Here is an 18,174-nt window from a genome sequence, read left to right as displayed (position 1 = left end):
CCTACAGGGGATTGCGTTCTCATAGAGAACTGCCCTTGGGCCGCAGGCCGCTGTCGCTGATACGCGGGCGGTCGGGCTCCGGTTCGGTCAGCGGCTCGCAGACTTGCATCTGCTCAAGGCAACGCTTGGCCAGTTGTTGATATTCACGAGTGCCCGCCTGCTTCCACGACACCTCTTCATCGCTGAGGCTGCGCTTGACGCTGGCCGGCGCGCCCATGATCAGCGACTGCTCGGGACCTTCGAAACCGGCCTTGACGAAGGCCGCCGCCGAGACGAATGAGCGAGCACCGATGCGCGCATTATCCATCACCACCGCATTCATCCCCACCAACGCGTCGGCACCAATCCGGCAGCCGTGCAACACCGCACCATGGCCGATGTGGCCGTTGCGCTCGACCACGGTGTCGCTGTCCGGGAAACCGTGCATCACGCAGGTGTCCTGCAGATTGGCGCCCTCCTCCAGCACGATCCGGCCGAAGTCACCGCGCAGACTCGCCAGCGGACCGACGTAGCAATGGGGACCGATGATCACGTCGCCGATCAGCACGGCGGACGGGTGAACGTAAGCGCTGGGGTCAACCACCGGAGTCAGGCCATCGAGGCTGTAGCAGGTCATGGGGCGTTTCCTTATAGAGCATTCACAAAGCGATGCCGATGCAGACTCATTTTGTATCACATCACTTTTACATTAACAAAGCACAAAAACCGTATCACTTACCAAGCCACTGGCTTGCCGCGTCTATTTAGAGGACAAAACCCCGGCTAAAACCAATAAAACAGGCGCATCAAGCGCTTGATCAAAGCCATTCAAACCAAAGCCATAAAACCACAAACCCGACGATAGGACACATTAAATCTATTTTTGTATTGCATTTACGTATCACGTTATAGGTATACTCCGGCAAAACCGGCCTACGCGCCGATCCAATAATGAGCCGGCATTACAGCCGAGCGTGCACCGTGAGGGCATCCGCCATGCCTCTAACCCTTGCTGTCGAACTCTTCGAACCGGGCGTCCGCCTGATTACCTTGCAGCGTCCGCAAGCGTTGAATGCCCTGACCACCCAATTGCTGGGTGAACTGGCGGACGAACTGACGGCCGCGCAAGCCGATGCCGAGACCCGCGTCGTGGTCCTGACCGGCAGCCGCAAAGCCTTCGCGGCCGGTGCTGACATCAAGGAAATGGCCGAGCGCAATCTGGTCGGCATCCTCGACGACCCGCGCCAGGCGTCGTGGCAAACCATCACCCGCTTCAACAAACCGCTGATCGCCGCCGTCAACGGCTTCGCCCTCGGCGGTGGCTGTGAACTGGCGATGCACGCCGACATCATCATCGCCGGCGAGGACGCACGTTTCGGCCAGCCGGAAATCAACCTCGGGATCATGCCCGGCGCCGGCGGCACCCAACGTTTGCTGCGCGCCGTTGGCAAATCCATGGCCATGCAGATGGTCCTGACCGGCGAGCCGATCGACGCCCGCCAGGCCCAGCGCGCCGGGCTGATCAGCGAAGTCACCCAACCGGAATTCACCGTCGAGCGTGCGCTGCAGATCGCCCGCAGCATTGCCACGAAAGCACCGCTGGCGGTGCGTCTGGCCAAGGAAGCGCTGCTCAAGGCGATGGACACCGACCTCGCCAGCGGCCTGCGTTTCGAGCGCCACGCCTTCACCGTGCTGGCCGGCACCCGCGACCGCGACGAAGGCATTGCGGCCTTTCAGCAAAAGCGCACACCGAACTTCACTGGCCAGTAATCCGGCCACCGATAACGAATTCGAACGACCTCCCAGAGAACGCCAAGACCATGAACTTCGAACACATCCTGTTTTCCATCGAGGCCGGCGTTGCCCTGCTGAGCCTCAATCGCCCGGACCAACTCAACAGCTTCAACACGCAGATGCACGGCGAAGTGAAGGAAGCGCTCAAGCAGGTTCGGCAGAACCCGGACGTGCGCGTACTGCTGCTGACCGGTGAAGGTCGCGGTTTCTGCGCCGGGCAAGACCTCAGCGACCGCAATGTCGCGCCGGGCAGCGCCGTGCCGGATCTGGGCGAGTCCATCGAGAAGTTCTACAACCCGCTGATCCGCCAATTACGCGACCTGCCGCTGCCGGTGATCTGCGCGGTCAACGGCGTGGCGGCCGGCGCCGGCGCCAACATTCCACTGGCTTGCGACCTGGTATTGGCAGCGCGTTCGGCGAGCTTCATCCAGGCCTTCTGCAAGATCGGTTTGATCCCGGATTCCGGCGGCACCTGGACCTTGCCGCGCCTGGCCGGCATGGCCCGCGCCAAGGCACTGGCCTTGCTCGGCAATCGCCTGAGCGCCGAGCAAGCCGAGCAATGGGGGCTGATCTACCGCGTGGTGGACGATAGCGAATTGCGCAATGAAGCCCTGACCCTCGCCCGCCATCTGGCCACGCAACCGACGTACGGCCTGGCGCTGATCAAGCGCAGCCTCAACGCCAGCCTGAGCAACACCTTCGACGAACAGCTGGAGCTGGAAAAAGACCTGCAACGCCTGGCCGGGCGCAGCGAGGACTACCGTGAAGGCGTCAGCGCGTTCATGGAAAAACGCAGCCCAAGCTTCAAGGGGCGCTGAGTCATGACCGCACTGAACACTAACGCGCGCATCGCGGTGATCGGCGCCGGCGCCATGGGCGCTGGCATTGCCCAGGTCGCGGCGCAGGCCGGTCATCCGGTGTTGCTGCTGGACAATCGCCCCGGCGCTGCGGCCCAGGCCATTGAAGGCATTGATCGACAACTGGGCAAACGGGTCGAGAACGGCAAACTGTCCGCCGAGTCGCGCAGCGCCACGATTGCGCGCCTGCACGCCGTGGAAGCCATCGAAGCGCTGGCCGAGTGCGAGCTGATCATCGAAGCCATCGTCGAAAACCTTGAGGTCAAACGCGCGCTCTTTCGCCAACTGGAAGGCATCTGCGGTGAGCACTGCATTCTGGCGAGCAACACCTCGTCGCTGTCGATCACCAGCATCGCCGCACAGTTGAACCACCCGCAACGCTTGCTCGGCTTGCACTTCTTCAACCCGGCGCCGGTCATGGCGCTGGTGGAAATCGTTTCCGGGCTGGCCAGCGATCCGGCGTTGGCCGAGTGCCTGTACGACACCGCCAAAGCCTGGGGCAAAAAACCCGTACACACCCGCTCTACGCCAGGCTTTATCGTCAACCGCGTCGCCCGCCCGTTCTACGCCGAAAGCCTGCGCCTGCTGCAGGAAGGCGCAGCGGATTGCCCGACGCTGGATGCGCTGATGCGCGAGGCCGGTGGTTTTGCGATGGGCGCCTTCGAGCTGACCGACCTGATCGGCCATGACGTCAACTATGCCGTGACCTGTTCGGTGTTTGACGCCTATTACGGTGACACACGTTTTCTGCCTTCGCTGATTCAGAAGGAATTGGTCGACGCCGGGCGCCTGGGTCGCAAAAGCGGCCATGGCTTCTACCGTTATGCCGAAGGCTCCGAGCGGCCGCAGCCGACCTCTATCAGCAGCGATCAACCAGTTGAAACCTGCGTCGTGGAAGGTGATCTCGGCATCGCCAACGCGCTGATTGCGCGTCTGCGCGAACATCAGATCAACGTCATTCAGCGCGATGGCCAAGGCCTGTTGAAAGTCGGCGATGCCGTGCTGGCGCTTAGCGACGGGCGCATGGCCTGTCAGCGGGCGAAAGAAGACGGGCTGCGCAATCTGATCCTGCTGGACCTGGCCTTCGACTACGGCAAAGCCAGCCGCATCGCCATCAGTTGCTCGGCAGACATCACCCCTTCGGCATTCGAACACGGCGTCGCACTGCTGCAACGCGCTGGATTCACCGTCAGCCAACTCAGCGACAGCCCGGCGCTCGCGGTGTTGCGCACGGTGGCGATGCTCGCCAACGAAGCCGCCGATGCCGTGCTGCAAGGCGTGGCCTCGGCCGCCGACATCGATCTGGCGATGCGCGCCGGGGTCAATTACCCGCAAGGCCCGTTGGCCTGGGCCGATGCCATTGGCCTCGCGCACATCCTCAACGTGCTGGAAAACCTGCAAACGAGCTACGGCGAACAACGCTATCGACCGTCGCTGCTGTTGCGCCGCCGCGTCGCTGAAGGGAGGACGTTCCATGACTAATCACGAAGCAATGAACCTGGCCAGCAACTGCGCGCAAACGATGTTCAAGCGCGACGCCGCGAGCCAGGCCATGGGCATGCGTCTGCTCTCGGCGGCACCGGGCTGCGCCCGCGTCGGCATGAGCGTGCGCGCCGACATGATTCAGGGCCACGGCACTTGCCACGGCGGTTACCTGTTCGCCCTCGCCGACTCGGCGTTTGCCTTTGCCTGCAACAGCTACAACGAAGCCACCGTGGCCATCGGTTGCAGCATCGACTACATCGCCCCGGCACGCCTGGGCGACACCTTGACCGCCGATTGCACCGAGCAGAGCCGCTCCGGTCGCACCGGCAACTACGACGTGCGGATTGAAAACCAACTGGGCCAGCTGATCGCGCTGTTCCATGGCAAATCCTACAAAGTGCGCGGCGCTGTGCTCGCGCAGGAGACCCCGAATGAATGACGCCTTGATCATCGACGCCGTGCGGACCCCGATCGGCCGCTACGCTGGTGCCTTGAGCAGCGTACGCGCCGACGACCTCGGTGCAGTGCCGTTGCGCGAACTGCTGCGCCGCCACCCGCAGGTCAACTGGAATGCCGTGGATGATGTGATCTATGGTTGCGCCAACCAGGCCGGCGAAGACAACCGCAACGTCGCGCGCATGTCGGCGCTGTTGGCCGGGTTGCCGGTCAGCGTGCCGGGCACCACGCTCAACCGTTTGTGCGGTTCCGGGCTGGATGCCATCGGCACCGCAGCGCGGGCGATTCGTTGCGGCGAAGCCGGGCTGATGCTGGTCGGCGGCGTCGAATCGATGTCCCGCGCGCCGTTGGTCATGGGCAAGGCTGAACAGGCCTTCTCCCGGGATGCGCAGGTCTACGACACCACCATCGGCTGGCGCTTCGTCAATCCGCTGATGAAAAAAACCTACGGCATCGACTCGATGCCGGAAACCGCCGAGAACGTCGCCGAGCAGTTCAACATCTCCCGCGCCGACCAGGACGCTTTCGCCCTGCGCAGCCAGCAACGTGCCGGCGCGGCCCAGGCCAGTGGGCGTCTGGCCAAGGAAATCGTCGCGGTCGAAATCCCGCAGCGCAAAGGCCCGGCCAAAGTCGTCGAGCATGACGAACACCCACGCGGCGACACCACGCTTGAGCAGTTGCAGAAACTCGGCACGCCGTTTCGCGAAGGTGGCAGCGTCACCGCCGGCAATGCCTCCGGGGTCAATGACGGCGCTTGCGCGCTGTTGCTGGCCAGCCCGGCGGTCGCCAAACGCCACGGCCTGAAGGCTCGCGGCCGGGTTGTGGCCATGGCCACTGCCGGCGTCGAGCCGCGCATCATGGGCATCGGCCCGGTGCCAGCGACGCGCAAAGTGCTGGAACTGGCCAACCTGAGCCTCGCCGACATGGACGTGATCGAACTCAATGAAGCCTTCGCCGCGCAAGGCCTGGCGGTGTTGCGAGAACTGGGTTTGAGCGACACCGACCCGCGGGTCAACCCGAATGGCGGCGCCATCGCCCTCGGCCACCCATTGGGCATGAGCGGTGCGCGGCTGGTGACCACCGCCCTGCACGAACTGGAAGAACGTCAGGGCCGCTACGCCTTGTGCACCATGTGCATCGGCGTCGGCCAGGGCATTGCGCTGATCATCGAGCGCTTGTCCGACTAAAGAATCGCGATTCCCGGGGAGCCTAGAGGTATCCTTGGGGCATGCACTCAAAGCCCGGCTGCGGCCGGGCTGAAACACAAAAATAATTCGAGTGAAGTTATGAACATGCCAATTGCCAAAGCCGTGCTTGATCCCGTGCTGGACCCGCTGGAAACCGCCAGCATTGACGAACTCCGTCAGCACCAGCTGGAACGCCTGCGCTGGAGCCTCAACCACGCCTACAAAAACGTGCCGCTGTACCGTCAGCGCTTCGATGCACTGGGCGTACACCCGGATGACATCAAGTCCCTGGAAGACCTGGCGAAGTTTCCGTTCACCACCAAATCCGACCTGCGCGACAACTACCCCTATGGCATGTTTGCCGTGCCGATGCAGGACGTGGTGCGCCTGCACGCGTCCAGCGGCACCACCGGCAAACCGACCGTCGTCGGTTACACACAGAACGACATCGACACCTGGGCCAACGTGGTCGCGCGCTCGATCCGCGCAGCCGGTGGCCGACGTGGCGACAAAGTGCACATTTCCTATGGCTACGGCCTGTTCACCGGCGGTCTCGGCGCGCACTACGGCGCCGAACGCCTGGGTTGCACGGTGATTCCGATGTCCGGCGGCCAGACTGAAAAGCAAGTGCAACTGATCAAGGATTTCCAGCCGGACATCATCATGGTCACGCCGTCGTACATGCTCAACATCGCCGATGAAATCGAGCGCCAGGGCATCGACCCGCACAAACTGGCCCTGCGCCTGGGCATCTTCGGTGCCGAGCCGTGGACCGGCGAACTGCGCAGCGCCATCGAGAACCGTTTGGGCATCACCGCACTGGATATCTACGGCCTCTCGGAAATCATGGGGCCAGGCGTCGCCATGGAATGCGCCGAAACCAAGGACGGGCCGACGATCTGGGAAGACCATTTCTACCCGGAAATCATCGACCCGGTCACCGGTGAAGTGCTGCCGGACGGGCAGATGGGCGAACTGGTGTTCACGTCCCTGAGCAAGGAAGCCTTGCCGATGATCCGCTACCGCACCCGCGACCTGACGCGTCTGCTGCCGGGCACTGCGCGGCCGATGCGGCGGATCGACAAGATCACCGGGCGTAGCGATGACATGTTGATTATTCGCGGGGTTAACGTGTTTCCGACGCAGATCGAGGAGCAGGTGCTGAAAATCAAACAGCTTTCAGAGTGTTATGAGATTCATCTGTATCGCAACGGGAACCTGGACAGCGTGGATGTGCATGTCGAGTTGAAGGCTGAGCACCAGCACTTGAGCGATGAGCAGCAGAGGGCTGTTTGTGGCGAGTTGAGCAAGCACATCAAGACGTATATCGGGATCAGTTCGCGGATTGTTTTGCAGCCTCTGCATTCGATCAAGCGCTCTGAGGGCAAGGCTTGTCACGTAATGGACAAACGCCCGAAAGCATGACTGCTGCACCCTTTAAGCCCCGCTTTTGCGGGGCTTTTTTTTGGGTGTACGCGCGAGAATCCTGTGGGAGCGAGCCTGCTCGCGAAGGCTTTATAGGCAACCCGATTTTCGTGGATGTCCCGCGATCTATTGTAGGAGCCGGCTTGCTGCGGGCGGCGTTCCGACGATGACGGCCTGACAGCCGACCATTTTCTTTCGGGTGTACATATCCATTCCTGCGGTAACGGCCGCTAATGGTTTCGCCCTTACGGCGAGTCACTTGGAAGAGCCCCAAGTAACCAAGGGCTCTTGCCCCTTTCGTTCGGTGCCTCGCCTAGGCTCGGCATTCCCTCGCTCCGGTCCTGCTCCGTGGGCCCGCCGCCATCGGCCATCCATGGCCGGGGGCGGCTAACCCGGCATCCATGCCGGGTTGCCCACTGCGCAGAACCTGCGCTCGGCCTCTCGAGGGGGCGCTCAGATCAAGAGCTGAAGGCGAGCTAGCGCTCGGCCTGATGAGTGGTGGAAATCAAAAGCGTATGGGATTCCCTGTAGGAGCCGGCTTGCCGGCGAAAAGCGTCCGGACGACGCGTTCATTCAGACAACCCGCGTCATCGTTGACGCCCATCGCTGGCAAGCCAGCTCCTACAGGGTCATGTGAACCATAACGAACGAGTCAGAGATTACGCGAGAGCGCTCTTGTGACGACGCGTCTGGCAGTGGCGCGCCTGTCCAGCATGTAGATGTGGTTATCCAGCTCAGGCACCAGTCGTGCTTTGCGCTTGTCGTCGAACTTTCCCACTGTCATTAAATAGATCATCGGCAGCACGATCCCTCCCCACCACTGGCCGGACAGAAAAAAGATGAAAGGCCACGGGATCAACAGAACCGCCAAAATCCACCCGTTGGCGCGCATAGTCGGGATCAATTCCTGGTAGAGAAAATCACTCGATTCCAAGTCGAAACTGAGGGAAAGATTGTGATTGCGCAGAAGCACGGGGTACATGTCTTCCTTGTGTGAACTTCCGGCGTAGATCACGTAAACCTCATGACCTTTGCGTAAATGGAAATCTTCAAAAGCATATTCCAGACGGAGCTCATCGCCTCCCTTCGTTCTGATCCATACCACACGACGGCTCGGCGTATTGCTGATCACCACCCCATGCTCGATGTGAAAATGAATCCTGACCTTACCGAAGGTGAAATCCTGCATGCCCACTCCTTGAAATTCCGTCACCGACGACGAGTCGCCCAGTCGGTAAGCAGCGGATGCTACTAAGGCGCCATCAGGCTGTCCAGAAACCGGACTTGCTCCGTACGTCGAAAGCGATACAAAAAAACATACGACACGATATTTTGTGTTTGATATTAAATTCTGTATCGCTTATAAAGTTCTCCATGCCCTCGATCAGATTCAAGGCGGGAGACCCCCAATGTACGCACAGCTCGTAGAAACCGGCGTTAAGCGCATCAAGGACCTGTCGGAAATGTCCGAACAGGAACGCGCCTTCCAGGAAAAAATCGATTCAGAAATCAAGATCGAAGCGAAAAACTGGATGCCTGATGCCTATCGCCAGACCCTGATCCGGCAGATCTCGCAGCACGCCCACTCGGAAATCGTCGGCATGCTGCCCGAAGGCAACTGGGTCACCCGCGCGCCATCGCTCAAACGCAAACTGCAATTGATGGCCAAGATTCAGGACGAAGCCGGCCACGGCCTGTACCTGTACAGCGCCATGGAAACCCTCGGCGCCGACCGCGACGAAGAAATCGCCAAGCTGCACAGCGGCAAAGCCAAGTACTCGAGCATCTTCAACTACCCAACCCTGAACTGGGCCGACATGGGCGCAGTGGGCTGGCTGGTTGACGGCGCCGCGATCGTCAATCAGGTGGTGTTGCAACGCACCTCATACGGCCCCTACTCCCGGGCCATGGTGCGCATCTGCAAAGAAGAAAGTTTCCACCAGCGCCAAGGCTACGAAATCCTTTTGACCATGATGCGCCACGGCAATCAGGCGCAAAAAGACATGGTCCAGGACGCGATCAACCGCCTGTGGTGGCCGTCGCTGATGATGTTCGGCCCGAGCGACGAACACTCGCCGAACAGCGCCCAGTCCATGGCCTGGAAAATCAAGCGCCAGAGCAACGACGAACTGCGCCAGCGCTTCATCGACCAGACCATCCCGCAACTCGAATTGCTCGGTTGCACCTGCCCCGATCCGGACCTGAAGTGGAACGCCGAACGCGGTCATTACGACTTCGGTGAAATCCAGTGGAGCGAGTTCTACGAAGTGCTCAAGGGCAATGGCCCGTGCAACCAGGAACGCGTCGCCACCCGCCGCAAAGCCATTGAAGACGGCGCCTGGGTCCGCGAAGCCGCAGTTGCCCACGCCCGCAAAAAACAAAACAAGAACGCCGCCTGATTCGGCCACCTGATCTGGAGACACCGCCATGTCCGAATGGACCCTTTTCGAAGTCTTCGTGCGCAGCAAGCACGGCCTCAACCACAAGCACGTCGGCAGCGTGCATGCCGCCGACACCACCATGGCCATCGAGAACGCGCGTGAGTTGTACACCCGTCGCAGCGAAGGCGTGAGCTTGTGGGTCGTGCCGTCGGCACTGATCACCGCCTCGTCGCCGGATGAAAAAGACCCGCTGTTCGACCCGTCGGACGACAAGGTTTATCGCCATGCCAGCTTCTACGAGCTGCCGGCCGAAGTCGGGCACATGTGAGGTCGACCATGAATAACAACACCGATCTGATCGAATACCTGCTGCGCCTCGGCGACAGCGCCCTGATCCAGGGCCAGCGCCTATGCCAATGGTGCGGCAAAGCGCCGGCGCTGGAAGAAGAACTGGCGCTGATGAACGTCGGCCTCGACCTCGTCGGCCAGGCGCGCAACTGGCTGGAGTACGCCGCTGAACTGCTGGGCGACGATCGCGATGCCGATCACCTGGCGTTCCGTCGCGATGAGCGCGCCTATCGCAACCTGCTGCTGGTGGAACAACCCAACGGCGATTACGCGGTGACCATCCTCAAGCAGTTCCTGTATGACGCCTGGCACCTGGAAGTGCTTAAAGGTTTGAGCCAGTCCAGCGATGAGCGCATCGCCGGGATCGCTGCCAAAGCTGTAAAGGAAGTCACCTATCACCTGCGCCGCTCCGGCGAGTGGGTCGAGCGTCTGGGCGACGGCACCGAGGAAAGCCACAAGCGCATGCTCGCAGCGATCCCTGAGGTCTGGCGCTTTACCGTGGAACTGATCGCCGCCGATGACAGCGAACAGCGCCTGTGCGAAGCCGGCATCACCCCGGACATCGCCACCGTCGCCGCCGCGTGGCAAGCCACAGTCAACGAGATTTTCGCCAGCGCCACCCTGCCGGTGCCTGCCGCGCCGAGCTATTTCTACCTGAATGCGCGCAAGGGCCTGCACACCGAACACCTCGGCATCCTGTTGGCGGAGATGCAATTCCTGCCACGAGCGTACCCCGATGCAACCTGGTGAGCTGATCGCCAGCGACCTCGGCGCCCGGCCGGCCCAACCGACCGACCTGGCCGTCGCGTGGGCGACCCTGGCGCAGGTCATGGACCCGGAAGTGCCGGTGGTCAGCGTGGTCGACCTCGGCATCGTGCGCGATCTCGACTGGCAAGCCGGCCACTTGCACGTGGTGGTCACGCCGACCTACTCCGGCTGCCCCGCCACCGAGGTGATTGAAAGCGACATCCGCGATGCGCTGGAACTTGCCGGCTTCAGGGCACCGCAACTGGAACGCAAATTGACCCCGGCGTGGACCACCGACTGGATCACCGACATCGGCCGCGAACGCCTGCGCGCTTATGGCATCGCACCGCCGGACGGCAGCACCAGCAAACGCAGCCTGCTCGGCGAAAGCCCGGTGATCGTCTGCCCGCAATGCGGCAGCGCGCACACCGAAGTGCTCAGCGAGTTCGGTTCCACCGCGTGCAAGGCGTTGTACCGCTGCGTCGATTGCCGCGAGCCGTTCGACTATTTCAAGTGCATCTGAGCGGCGATCGGCCGTCCCAGCTGGAGAACAATAATGAGCAAATTTCACAGCCTGACCATCAAGGACGTGCGCGCCGAAACCCGTGACGCGGTGTCCATCGCCTTCGATATTCCGCAGCACCTGCAAGACAGTTTTCACTTCACCCAGGGCCAGCACCTGGTGATGCGCACGCAAATGGATGGCGAAGAAGTGCGTCGTTCGTATTCGATCTGCACCGGCGTCAATGACGGCGAACTGCGCGTCGCGATCAAGCGTGTGGCCGGCGGGCGTTTCTCCGCATTCGCCAATGAGCAGCTCAAGGCCGGGCATAGCCTGGAAGTGATGCCGCCGGCCGGGCACTTCTGCGTCGAGCTCGACCCACAACGCCACGGTCATTACCTGGCCGTGGCGGCGGGCAGCGGCATCACGCCGATCCTGTCGATCATCAAGACCACCCTGCAAACCGAACCGCACAGCCGCGTCACGCTGCTGTACGGCAACCGTTCAAGTTCCGGCGCGCTGTTCCGTGAACAGCTCGAAGATTTGAAAAACCGCTACTTGCAGCGTCTGAACCTGATCTTCGTGTTCAGCCGCGAGCAGCAGGATGTCGACCTGTACAACGGCCGGATCAACGCTGAGAAATGCGAGCAACTGTTCTCCCGCTGGCTCGATGTCAAAGCCCTCGACGCCGCATTCATCTGTGGCCCACAGGAGATGACCGAAACCGTGCGCGACAGCCTCAAGGCCAAGGGCATGGCGCCCGAACGCATCCATTTTGAACTGTTCGCCGCCGCTGGCAGCCAGCAAAAACGCGAGGCTCGCGAGGCTGCACGGCAAGTTGATGCGGCGGTCAGCCAGATCACCGTTATCAGCGACGGCCGCGCGCTGGCCTTCGACCTGCCGCGCAACAGCCAGAGCATCCTCGATGCCGGCAACGCCCAGGGCGCCGAACTGCCTTACTCGTGCAAGGCCGGCGTGTGCTCGACGTGCAAATGCAAGGTCATCGAAGGCGAAGTGGAAATGGACAGCAACCACGCCCTGGAAGACTACGAAGTGGCTGCCGGTTACGTGCTGTCGTGCCAGGCGTATCCGGTCAGCGACAAAGTCATCCTGGATTTCGACCAACTCTGATTATCCGGCAAACACGGAACCTGTAGGAGCGAGGCTTGCCCGCGAAGACTGACCATCAGACGACATCAATGTTGAATCTGCCGGCCTCTTCGCGGGCAAGCCTCGCTCCTACAGGGACCGGGGCGCCCCCGAGAACCTGCTTCACCCCACAACAAAAACAACAACAGAGAGCGTGCCATGACACCCACTGACGTAGAACTCATCCGCCAGCACCCCGATTTCATCCAGCTGGTTCGTCGCAAACAAAACCTGTACTGGTCGCTGTCGCTGATCATGCTGGTGATCTATTTCGGCTTCGTGTTGCTGGTGGCGTTCTCCCCCGCCACCCTCGGTCAGTCCTTGAGCGGCGGCGTGACCTCGGTGGGCATGCTGGTCGGTGTGGTGATTGTGGTATTGGCCTTCGCGCTGACCGGTTTCTACGTCTATCGCGCCAACAACGTGATTGATCCGCTCAACGAAAAGCTGAAACAGGAGTGTGCCCGATGAGCCGTCTCCTGGCGTTGTTCCTGTTGCCGCTGGCAGCGGTCACCGACTTCGCGGTCGCCGCCGACGGCGCCTCCCGCCCACTGAACTGGAACGCCATCGGCATGTTCCTGGTGTTCGTGCTGTTCACCCTCGGCGTCACGCGTTGGGCCGCATTGCGTACCCGCTCCGCCAGCGACTTCTACACCGCAGGCGGTGGCATGACTGGCTTCCAGAACGGCCTGGCGATTGCCGGCGACATGATCTCGGCGGCGTCTTTCCTCGGCATCTCGGCGATGATGTTTCTCAATGGCTACGACGGCTTGCTCTACGCCCTGGGCGTGTTGGCGGGCTGGCCGATCATCCTGTTCCTGATCGCTGAGCGCCTGCGCAACCTCGGCAAATATACGTTCGCCGACGTGGTCTCTTATCGCCTGGAACAAACCCCGGTGCGCCTGACCTCGGCGTTCGGCACCCTGACTGTCGCGTTGATGTACCTGGTGGCGCAGATGGTCGGTGCCGGCAAGTTGATCGAGTTGCTGTTCGGCATCGACTACCTCTACGCGGTGATGCTGGTCGGTGTGTTGATGGTGTTCTACGTGACCTTCGGCGGCATGCTCGCCACCACGTGGGTGCAGATCATCAAAGCGGTGATGCTGCTGTTCGGCACCACGTTCATGGCGTTCATGGTGCTCAAGCATTTCGGTTTCAGCACCGAAGCGATGTTCGCCGGCGCCACTGCCGTGCACGCCAAGGGCAGCGCGATCATGGCGCCCGGTGGTTTGCTGTCGAACCCGATCGATGCGATCTCGCTGGGCTTGGGCATGATGTTCGGCACCGCCGGCCTGCCGCATATCCTGATGCGTTTCTTCACCGTCAGCGATGCCAAGGAAGCGCGTAAAAGCGTGTTCTACGCCACCGGTTTCATCGGTTACTTCTACTTGCTGCTGATCATCGTCGGCTTCGGCGCCATCGTCATGGTCGGCACCGATCCTGCGTTCCGCGATGCCAGCGGCGCGATCATCGGCGGCGGCAACATGATCGCCGTGCACCTGGCACAAGCCGTGGGCGGCAACCTGTTCCTCGGCTTCATCTCGGCAGTCGCGTTCGCCACCATTCTGGCGGTGGTCGCAGGCCTGGCGTTGTCCGGCGCCTCGGCGGTGTCCCACGACTTGTATGCCTGCGTGATGCGCAAGGGACAGGCCACCGAGCAGCAGGAAATCCGCGTGTCGCGCATTGCCACGCTGTGCATCGGCGTGCTGGCGATCATCCTCGGCCTGCTGTTCGAATCGCAGAACATCGCGTTCCTTTCCGGCCTGGTGCTGGCCATCGCCGCGTCGGTGAATTTCCCGGTGCTGTTCCTTTCGATGTACTGGAAAGGCCTGACCACTCGCGGCGCGGTCACCGGCAGCCTGACGGGGCTGGTCTCGGCGATTGTCCTGCTGGTGCTGAGCCCGGCGGTGTGGGTCAACGTGTTGCATCACGACAAGGCGCTGTTCCCGTACTCCAACCCGGCGCTGTTTTCCATGAGCCTCGCGTTTTTCAGTGCCTGGCTGTTTTCGGTCACCGACACCTCGCCGCGAGCGGCCCTTGAGCGCGGCCGCTACCTGGCGCAGTTCATCCGTTCGATGACCGGTATCGGTGCCTCCGGCGCCAGCAAGCACTAATCACGACCGACTGATGGCAGGGAATAAAAACAATGAAGCCCGCACGTTCTGCACCCTACGAATCACTGTTTTCGCTGGCCGCCGCATTGAGCCTGCCCATGGTCGCCCCCAGCGCCATGGCCGACTTTATCGATGACAGCAAGGCCCGCATTGAAATGCGCAACCACTACATCAATCGCGATTTCCGCCAGGACAACGCAGCGCAATCCAAAGCTGAAGAATGGGCGCAGGGTTTCACCGCGCGCATCGAGTCCGGGTTCACCGACGGCACTTTAGGCTTCGGTCTCGATGCGTTGGGGGAGCTGGGATTGAAACTCGACTCCAGCCCGGATCGCCGTGGCACCGGGCTGCTGCCCTTCGGTCCGAAAAGCCATGAGCCGGCGGACGAGTTCAGCGAGCTGGGGCTGACCGGCAAGCTGCGGGTATCGAAAAGCGTGTTGAAGCTCGGCACCCTGCAACCCCTGCTGCCGGTGGCGACCTACAACGACACCCGCCTGCTCGGTTCGACCTTCGAAGGCGGCTTGCTGACCAGCCAGGAAATCAGTGGCCTGACGCTGAATACCGGGCGCCTGACCAAGGCCAACCTGCGGGATTCCTCCAGCAACGATGACATCGGTTACGCCGCCGCCAGCAGTGATCACTTCGACTTTGCCGGCGGCAGCTACGCGTTCAGTCCGCAACTGAACCTGAGCTACTACTACGGCAAGCTCGATCAGATTTATCGCCAGCAATTTGTCGGGTTGGTGCATACCCAGCCGCTGGGCAACGGTTTCAATTTGCGCAGCGACTTGCGCTATTTCGACAGCCGGGGCGACGGCGCCGAGCGCGCCGGACGGATCGACAACCGCAACTTCAACAGCATGTTCACCGTGTCCCACGGTGCCCACAAGGTCAGCGCCACGTACCAGCAATTGTCCGGCGACAGTGCCTTTCCGTTCCTCAACGGCGGCGATCCGTACGTGGTCAACCTGGTGACCTTCAACACCTACACCCGCGCCGACGAGGACTCCTGGCAGTTGCGTTACGACTACGACTTCGCGGCGCAAGGCATTCCCGGCCTGACCTTCATGACCCGCTACACCGACGGTCGCCACGTCAAGGCCGGCAGCGTCGACAACGGCCGTGAGCGCGAGCGCGACACCGACATCAGTTACGTCATCCAGAGCGGCGTGTTCAAGGACGTCAGCCTGCGCTGGCGCAACGTGACCTTCCGCTCCGGCAATGGCCTGAACACCGCCCTCGATGAAAACCGGCTGATCGTCGGTTACACCGTGGCGCTTTGGTAATCCCTGAAGGGCGCGGTTACCGCCGCGCCAACACCATTCACAACCTGGAGGAATCGTGATGTCTCACGCCCCTACCCTGCAAAGTTTCATCGCCGGTCGCTGGATCGGCCAACACGGTGCCCAGGTGCTGCGCAGCGCCATCGACGGCCACGAGATTGCACGCACCCACGAGGAACGCCCGGACTTCGCCGAAGCCGTCGAGCACGGTCGTCGCCAAGGCATCAGCGGCTTGATGGCGCTGGACTTCCAGCAACGGGCGCAACGCCTCAAGGCACTGGCCTTGTACCTGAGCGAGCGCAAGGAACAGCTTTACGCGATCTCCCACCACAGCGGCGCCACCCGCGCCGACAGCTGGATCGATATCGAGGGCGGCAACAGCACGCTGTTCACCTACGCCAGCCTCGGCTCGCGGGAACTGCCGTCGGGCAACATCGTCCACGAAGGCCCGGCGATGCAGCTGAGCAAGCTCGGCACCTTCGCCGGCACGCACATTCTGGTGCCGCGCGGTGGTCTGGCGGTGCACATCAATGCGTTCAACTTCCCGATCTGGGGCATGCTGGAAAAATTCGCGCCGAGCTTTCTCGCCGGCATGCCGTGCATCGTCAAACCGGCCAGCGCCACCAGCTACCTGACCGAAGCCGTGGTGCGGCTGATAGACGAATCCGGCTTGCTGCCGGCGGGCAGCCTGCAACTGATCATCGGCAGCACCGGTGACTTGCTCGACCGCCTGCAAGGCCAGGACGTGGTGACGTTCACCGGTTCGGCCGACACTGCCGCGAAGTTGCGGGTCAATCCGAACCTGATCCGCAACTCGGTGCCGTTCAACGCCGAAGCCGACTCGCTGAACTGCGCGATCCTCGCCCCGGACGTGACCCCGGACGACGAGGAGTTCGAGCTGTTCATCAAGGAAGTCGCACGGGAAATGACCACCAAGGCCGGGCAGAAATGCACCGCCATCCGCCGCGCCATCGTGCCGGCCAAACACATCGATGCCGTTGCGACCCGTTTGCGCGACCGTCTGAAGAAAGTCGTGGTCGGCGACCCGTCGGTGGAAGGCGTGCGCATGGGTGCACTGGCCTCTCACGATCAGCAAAAAGACGTAGCCGAGCGCCTGGAAAGCCTGCTGCAAAGCAGCGACCTGCTGTTTGGCGCTCGCGACGGTTTTGAACCGCGTGGCGAAAACGTCAGCCAGGGTGCGTTCTTCGCGCCAACCCTGTTGCAGGCCCGCGACCCGCACGCTGAAGGCGGCGCGCACGACATCGAAGCGTTCGGCCCGGTCAGCACGCTGATGGCCTACGACGACCTCGACGAAGCACTGGCCCTGGCCGCACGCGGCAAAGGCAGCCTGGTGGCGAGTCTGATCACCAAGGATCCGCAGATCGCGGCCAAAGCCATTCCTGTCGCGGCAGCCTGGCACGGTCGCTTGCTGGTGCTGGACCGCGAATCCGCCGCCGAATCCACCGGCCACGGTTCGCCCCTGCCACAACTCAAACATGGCGGGCCGGGTCGTGCCGGTGGCGGTGAAGAGCTCGGTGGTCTGCGCGCAGTGAAACACTACCTGCAACGCGCCGCCGTGCAAGGCTCGCCGACCATGCTCGCCGCCGTCACCGGTGAATACGTGCGCGGCGCCAAGGTCATCGAGACTGAAGTACATCCGTTCCGCCGGTTCTTCCAGGACCTGCAGATCGGCGAGTCGCTGCTGACCCACCGTCGCACCGTGACCGAGGCCGATCTGGTGAACTTCGGTTGCCTGTCCGGCGATCACTTCTACATGCACTTCGACGAGATCGCCGCCAAGGAATCGCAATTCGGCAAACGCATCGCCCACGGTTACTTCGTGCTGTCGGCAGCGGCCGGTCTGTTCGTCTCCCCGGCGCCAGGCCCGGTGCTGGCCAACTACGGCCTGGATACGTTGCGCTTCATTAACCCGGTAGGCATCGGCGACACCATCCAGGCGCGCCTGACCTGCAAACGTAAAATCGATCAGGGCAAAAAGAGCCCGCAGGGCATTCCGCAGGGCGTGGTGGCATGGGACGTGGAAGTCACCAACCAGCTGGGTGAACTGGTCGCCAGTTACGACATCCTCACGCTGGTCGTCAAACGCGAGGATTAACGCAGTCCTGTAGGCGCTGGCTTGCCGGCGATGACGGCCTCAAGATCGATGCAAATCCAAGGGCCTCATCGCCAGCAAGCCGGCTCCTACAAGGGTTTTGCGTGAACGCCAGTTTCAACGTTCACACCGATCCACTGTAGGAGCTGGCTTGCCGGCGATGGCGGCCGCATGATCGATGCAAATCCAAGGGCCTCATCGCCAGCAAGCCGGCTCCTACAAGGGTTTTGCGTGAACGCCAGTTTCAACGTTTACACCGATCCACTGTAGGAGCTGGCTTGCCGGCGATGGCGGCCGCATGATCGATGCAAATCCAAGGGCCTCATCGCCGGCAAGCCGGCTCCTACAAGGGTTTTG

Annotated in this window: 17 protein-coding genes; 15 read left to right on the top strand and 2 right to left on the bottom strand. The window is 62.0% G+C overall.

Features of this window, described 5'->3' with window-relative positions; translation table 11 throughout:
• Window positions 1–19: 19 nt before the first annotated feature.
• The gene (paaY, locus tag ACM6IO_RS06975) at window positions 20–616 is read right to left on the bottom strand and encodes a phenylacetic acid degradation protein PaaY (RefSeq protein ID WP_008038299.1); all 597 of its coding nucleotides are present in this window, start codon (window positions 614–616) and stop codon (window positions 20–22) included.
• Window positions 617–975: 359 nt separating this feature from the next.
• On the opposite strand from paaY, the gene paaF reads away from it, so the two are divergent.
• The 6 genes from paaF to paaK all read left to right on the top strand — a co-directional run bounded on the left by paaF (window position 976) and on the right by paaK (window position 7,183).
• A complete protein-coding gene (paaF, locus tag ACM6IO_RS06970) occupies window positions 976–1,749 on the top strand; it encodes a 2,3-dehydroadipyl-CoA hydratase PaaF (RefSeq protein ID WP_414911216.1) in 774 nt (257 codons plus the stop codon).
• Window positions 1,750–1,799: 50 nt separating this feature from the next.
• Complete coding sequence (gene paaG / locus ACM6IO_RS06965; RefSeq protein ID WP_414911215.1) at window positions 1,800–2,591, top strand: 2-(1,2-epoxy-1,2-dihydrophenyl)acetyl-CoA isomerase PaaG; 792 nt, start codon at window positions 1,800–1,802, stop codon at window positions 2,589–2,591.
• A gap of 3 nt (window positions 2,592–2,594) precedes the next feature.
• Entirely contained in the window at window positions 2,595–4,112 is a 1,518-nt protein-coding gene (gene paaH / locus ACM6IO_RS06960) for a 3-hydroxyacyl-CoA dehydrogenase PaaH (protein ID WP_414911214.1), read from the top strand.
• The gene (paaI, locus tag ACM6IO_RS06955; protein ID WP_008025274.1) at window positions 4,105–4,554 is read left to right on the top strand and encodes a hydroxyphenylacetyl-CoA thioesterase PaaI; all 450 of its coding nucleotides are present in this window, start codon (window positions 4,105–4,107) and stop codon (window positions 4,552–4,554) included. The genes paaH and paaI overlap by 8 nt, the downstream gene beginning before the upstream one ends.
• A complete protein-coding gene (gene pcaF, locus ACM6IO_RS06950) occupies window positions 4,547–5,758 on the top strand; it encodes a 3-oxoadipyl-CoA thiolase (RefSeq protein WP_192228902.1) in 1,212 nt (403 codons plus the stop codon). The genes paaI and pcaF overlap by 8 nt, the downstream gene beginning before the upstream one ends.
• A 99-nt stretch (window positions 5,759–5,857) precedes the next feature.
• Window positions 5,858–7,183 (top strand): phenylacetate--CoA ligase PaaK, encoded by a 1,326-nt coding sequence (gene paaK, locus ACM6IO_RS06945; protein ID WP_008025272.1) that lies wholly within the window; start codon window positions 5,858–5,860, stop codon window positions 7,181–7,183.
• A gap of 652 nt (window positions 7,184–7,835) precedes the next feature.
• Here paaK and ACM6IO_RS06940 read toward each other — a convergent pair.
• Window positions 7,836–8,372, bottom strand: a complete 537-nt coding sequence (locus ACM6IO_RS06940) for a hypothetical protein (RefSeq protein WP_008044130.1) — start codon at window positions 8,370–8,372, stop codon at window positions 7,836–7,838.
• A 220-nt stretch (window positions 8,373–8,592) separates the two neighbouring features.
• Here ACM6IO_RS06940 and paaA point away from each other — a divergent pair, with 220 nt between their 5' ends.
• From paaA to paaZ, 9 genes are all read left to right on the top strand, one after another.
• Window positions 8,593–9,582: a 1,2-phenylacetyl-CoA epoxidase subunit PaaA gene (paaA, locus tag ACM6IO_RS06935; RefSeq protein ID WP_008032385.1), complete on the top strand. Its 990-nt coding sequence runs from the start codon at window positions 8,593–8,595 to the stop codon at window positions 9,580–9,582.
• Window positions 9,583–9,610: 28 nt separating this feature from the next.
• The gene (paaB, locus tag ACM6IO_RS06930; RefSeq protein ID WP_007943393.1) at window positions 9,611–9,892 is read left to right on the top strand and encodes a 1,2-phenylacetyl-CoA epoxidase subunit PaaB; all 282 of its coding nucleotides are present in this window, start codon (window positions 9,611–9,613) and stop codon (window positions 9,890–9,892) included.
• An 8-nt stretch (window positions 9,893–9,900) separates the two neighbouring features.
• A complete protein-coding gene (gene paaC / locus ACM6IO_RS06925; protein WP_414911213.1) occupies window positions 9,901–10,662 on the top strand; it encodes a 1,2-phenylacetyl-CoA epoxidase subunit PaaC in 762 nt (253 codons plus the stop codon).
• Window positions 10,649–11,182 carry a 1,2-phenylacetyl-CoA epoxidase subunit PaaD gene (gene paaD / locus ACM6IO_RS06920; RefSeq protein WP_414911212.1) on the top strand — a complete coding sequence of 178 codons (534 nt, stop codon included), beginning with the start codon at window positions 10,649–10,651 and terminating at the stop codon, window positions 11,180–11,182. Before paaC ends, paaD begins: the two co-directional genes overlap by 14 nt.
• Window positions 11,183–11,215: 33 nt before the next feature.
• Window positions 11,216–12,292: a 1,2-phenylacetyl-CoA epoxidase subunit PaaE gene (paaE, locus tag ACM6IO_RS06915; RefSeq protein ID WP_008032379.1), complete on the top strand. Its 1,077-nt coding sequence runs from the start codon at window positions 11,216–11,218 to the stop codon at window positions 12,290–12,292.
• Between the two features lie 177 nt (window positions 12,293–12,469).
• Window positions 12,470–12,778 (top strand): DUF485 domain-containing protein, encoded by a 309-nt coding sequence (locus ACM6IO_RS06910; protein ID WP_008032377.1) that lies wholly within the window; start codon window positions 12,470–12,472, stop codon window positions 12,776–12,778.
• A complete protein-coding gene (locus tag ACM6IO_RS06905; RefSeq protein ID WP_008032374.1) occupies window positions 12,775–14,421 on the top strand; it encodes a cation acetate symporter in 1,647 nt (548 codons plus the stop codon). The genes ACM6IO_RS06910 and ACM6IO_RS06905 overlap by 4 nt, the downstream gene beginning before the upstream one ends.
• Before the next feature lie 32 nt (window positions 14,422–14,453).
• On the top strand, window positions 14,454–15,707 hold the full coding sequence (locus tag ACM6IO_RS06900; RefSeq protein WP_223449782.1) for an OprD family porin: 1,254 nt from the start codon (window positions 14,454–14,456) through the stop codon (window positions 15,705–15,707).
• A 58-nt stretch (window positions 15,708–15,765) separates the two neighbouring features.
• The gene (paaZ, locus tag ACM6IO_RS06895; protein ID WP_414911211.1) at window positions 15,766–17,820 is read left to right on the top strand and encodes a phenylacetic acid degradation bifunctional protein PaaZ; all 2,055 of its coding nucleotides are present in this window, start codon (window positions 15,766–15,768) and stop codon (window positions 17,818–17,820) included.
• The last annotated feature ends 354 nt before the right edge of the window (window positions 17,821–18,174 follow it).

Source organism: Pseudomonas sp. IT-P44, from assembly GCF_949768225.1.
GTDB classification, from domain to species: domain Bacteria; phylum Pseudomonadota; class Gammaproteobacteria; order Pseudomonadales; family Pseudomonadaceae; genus Aquipseudomonas; species Aquipseudomonas migulae.
Note: the sequence above shows the minus strand (reverse complement) of the source record. Positions and strands in the feature narration are given on the sequence as shown.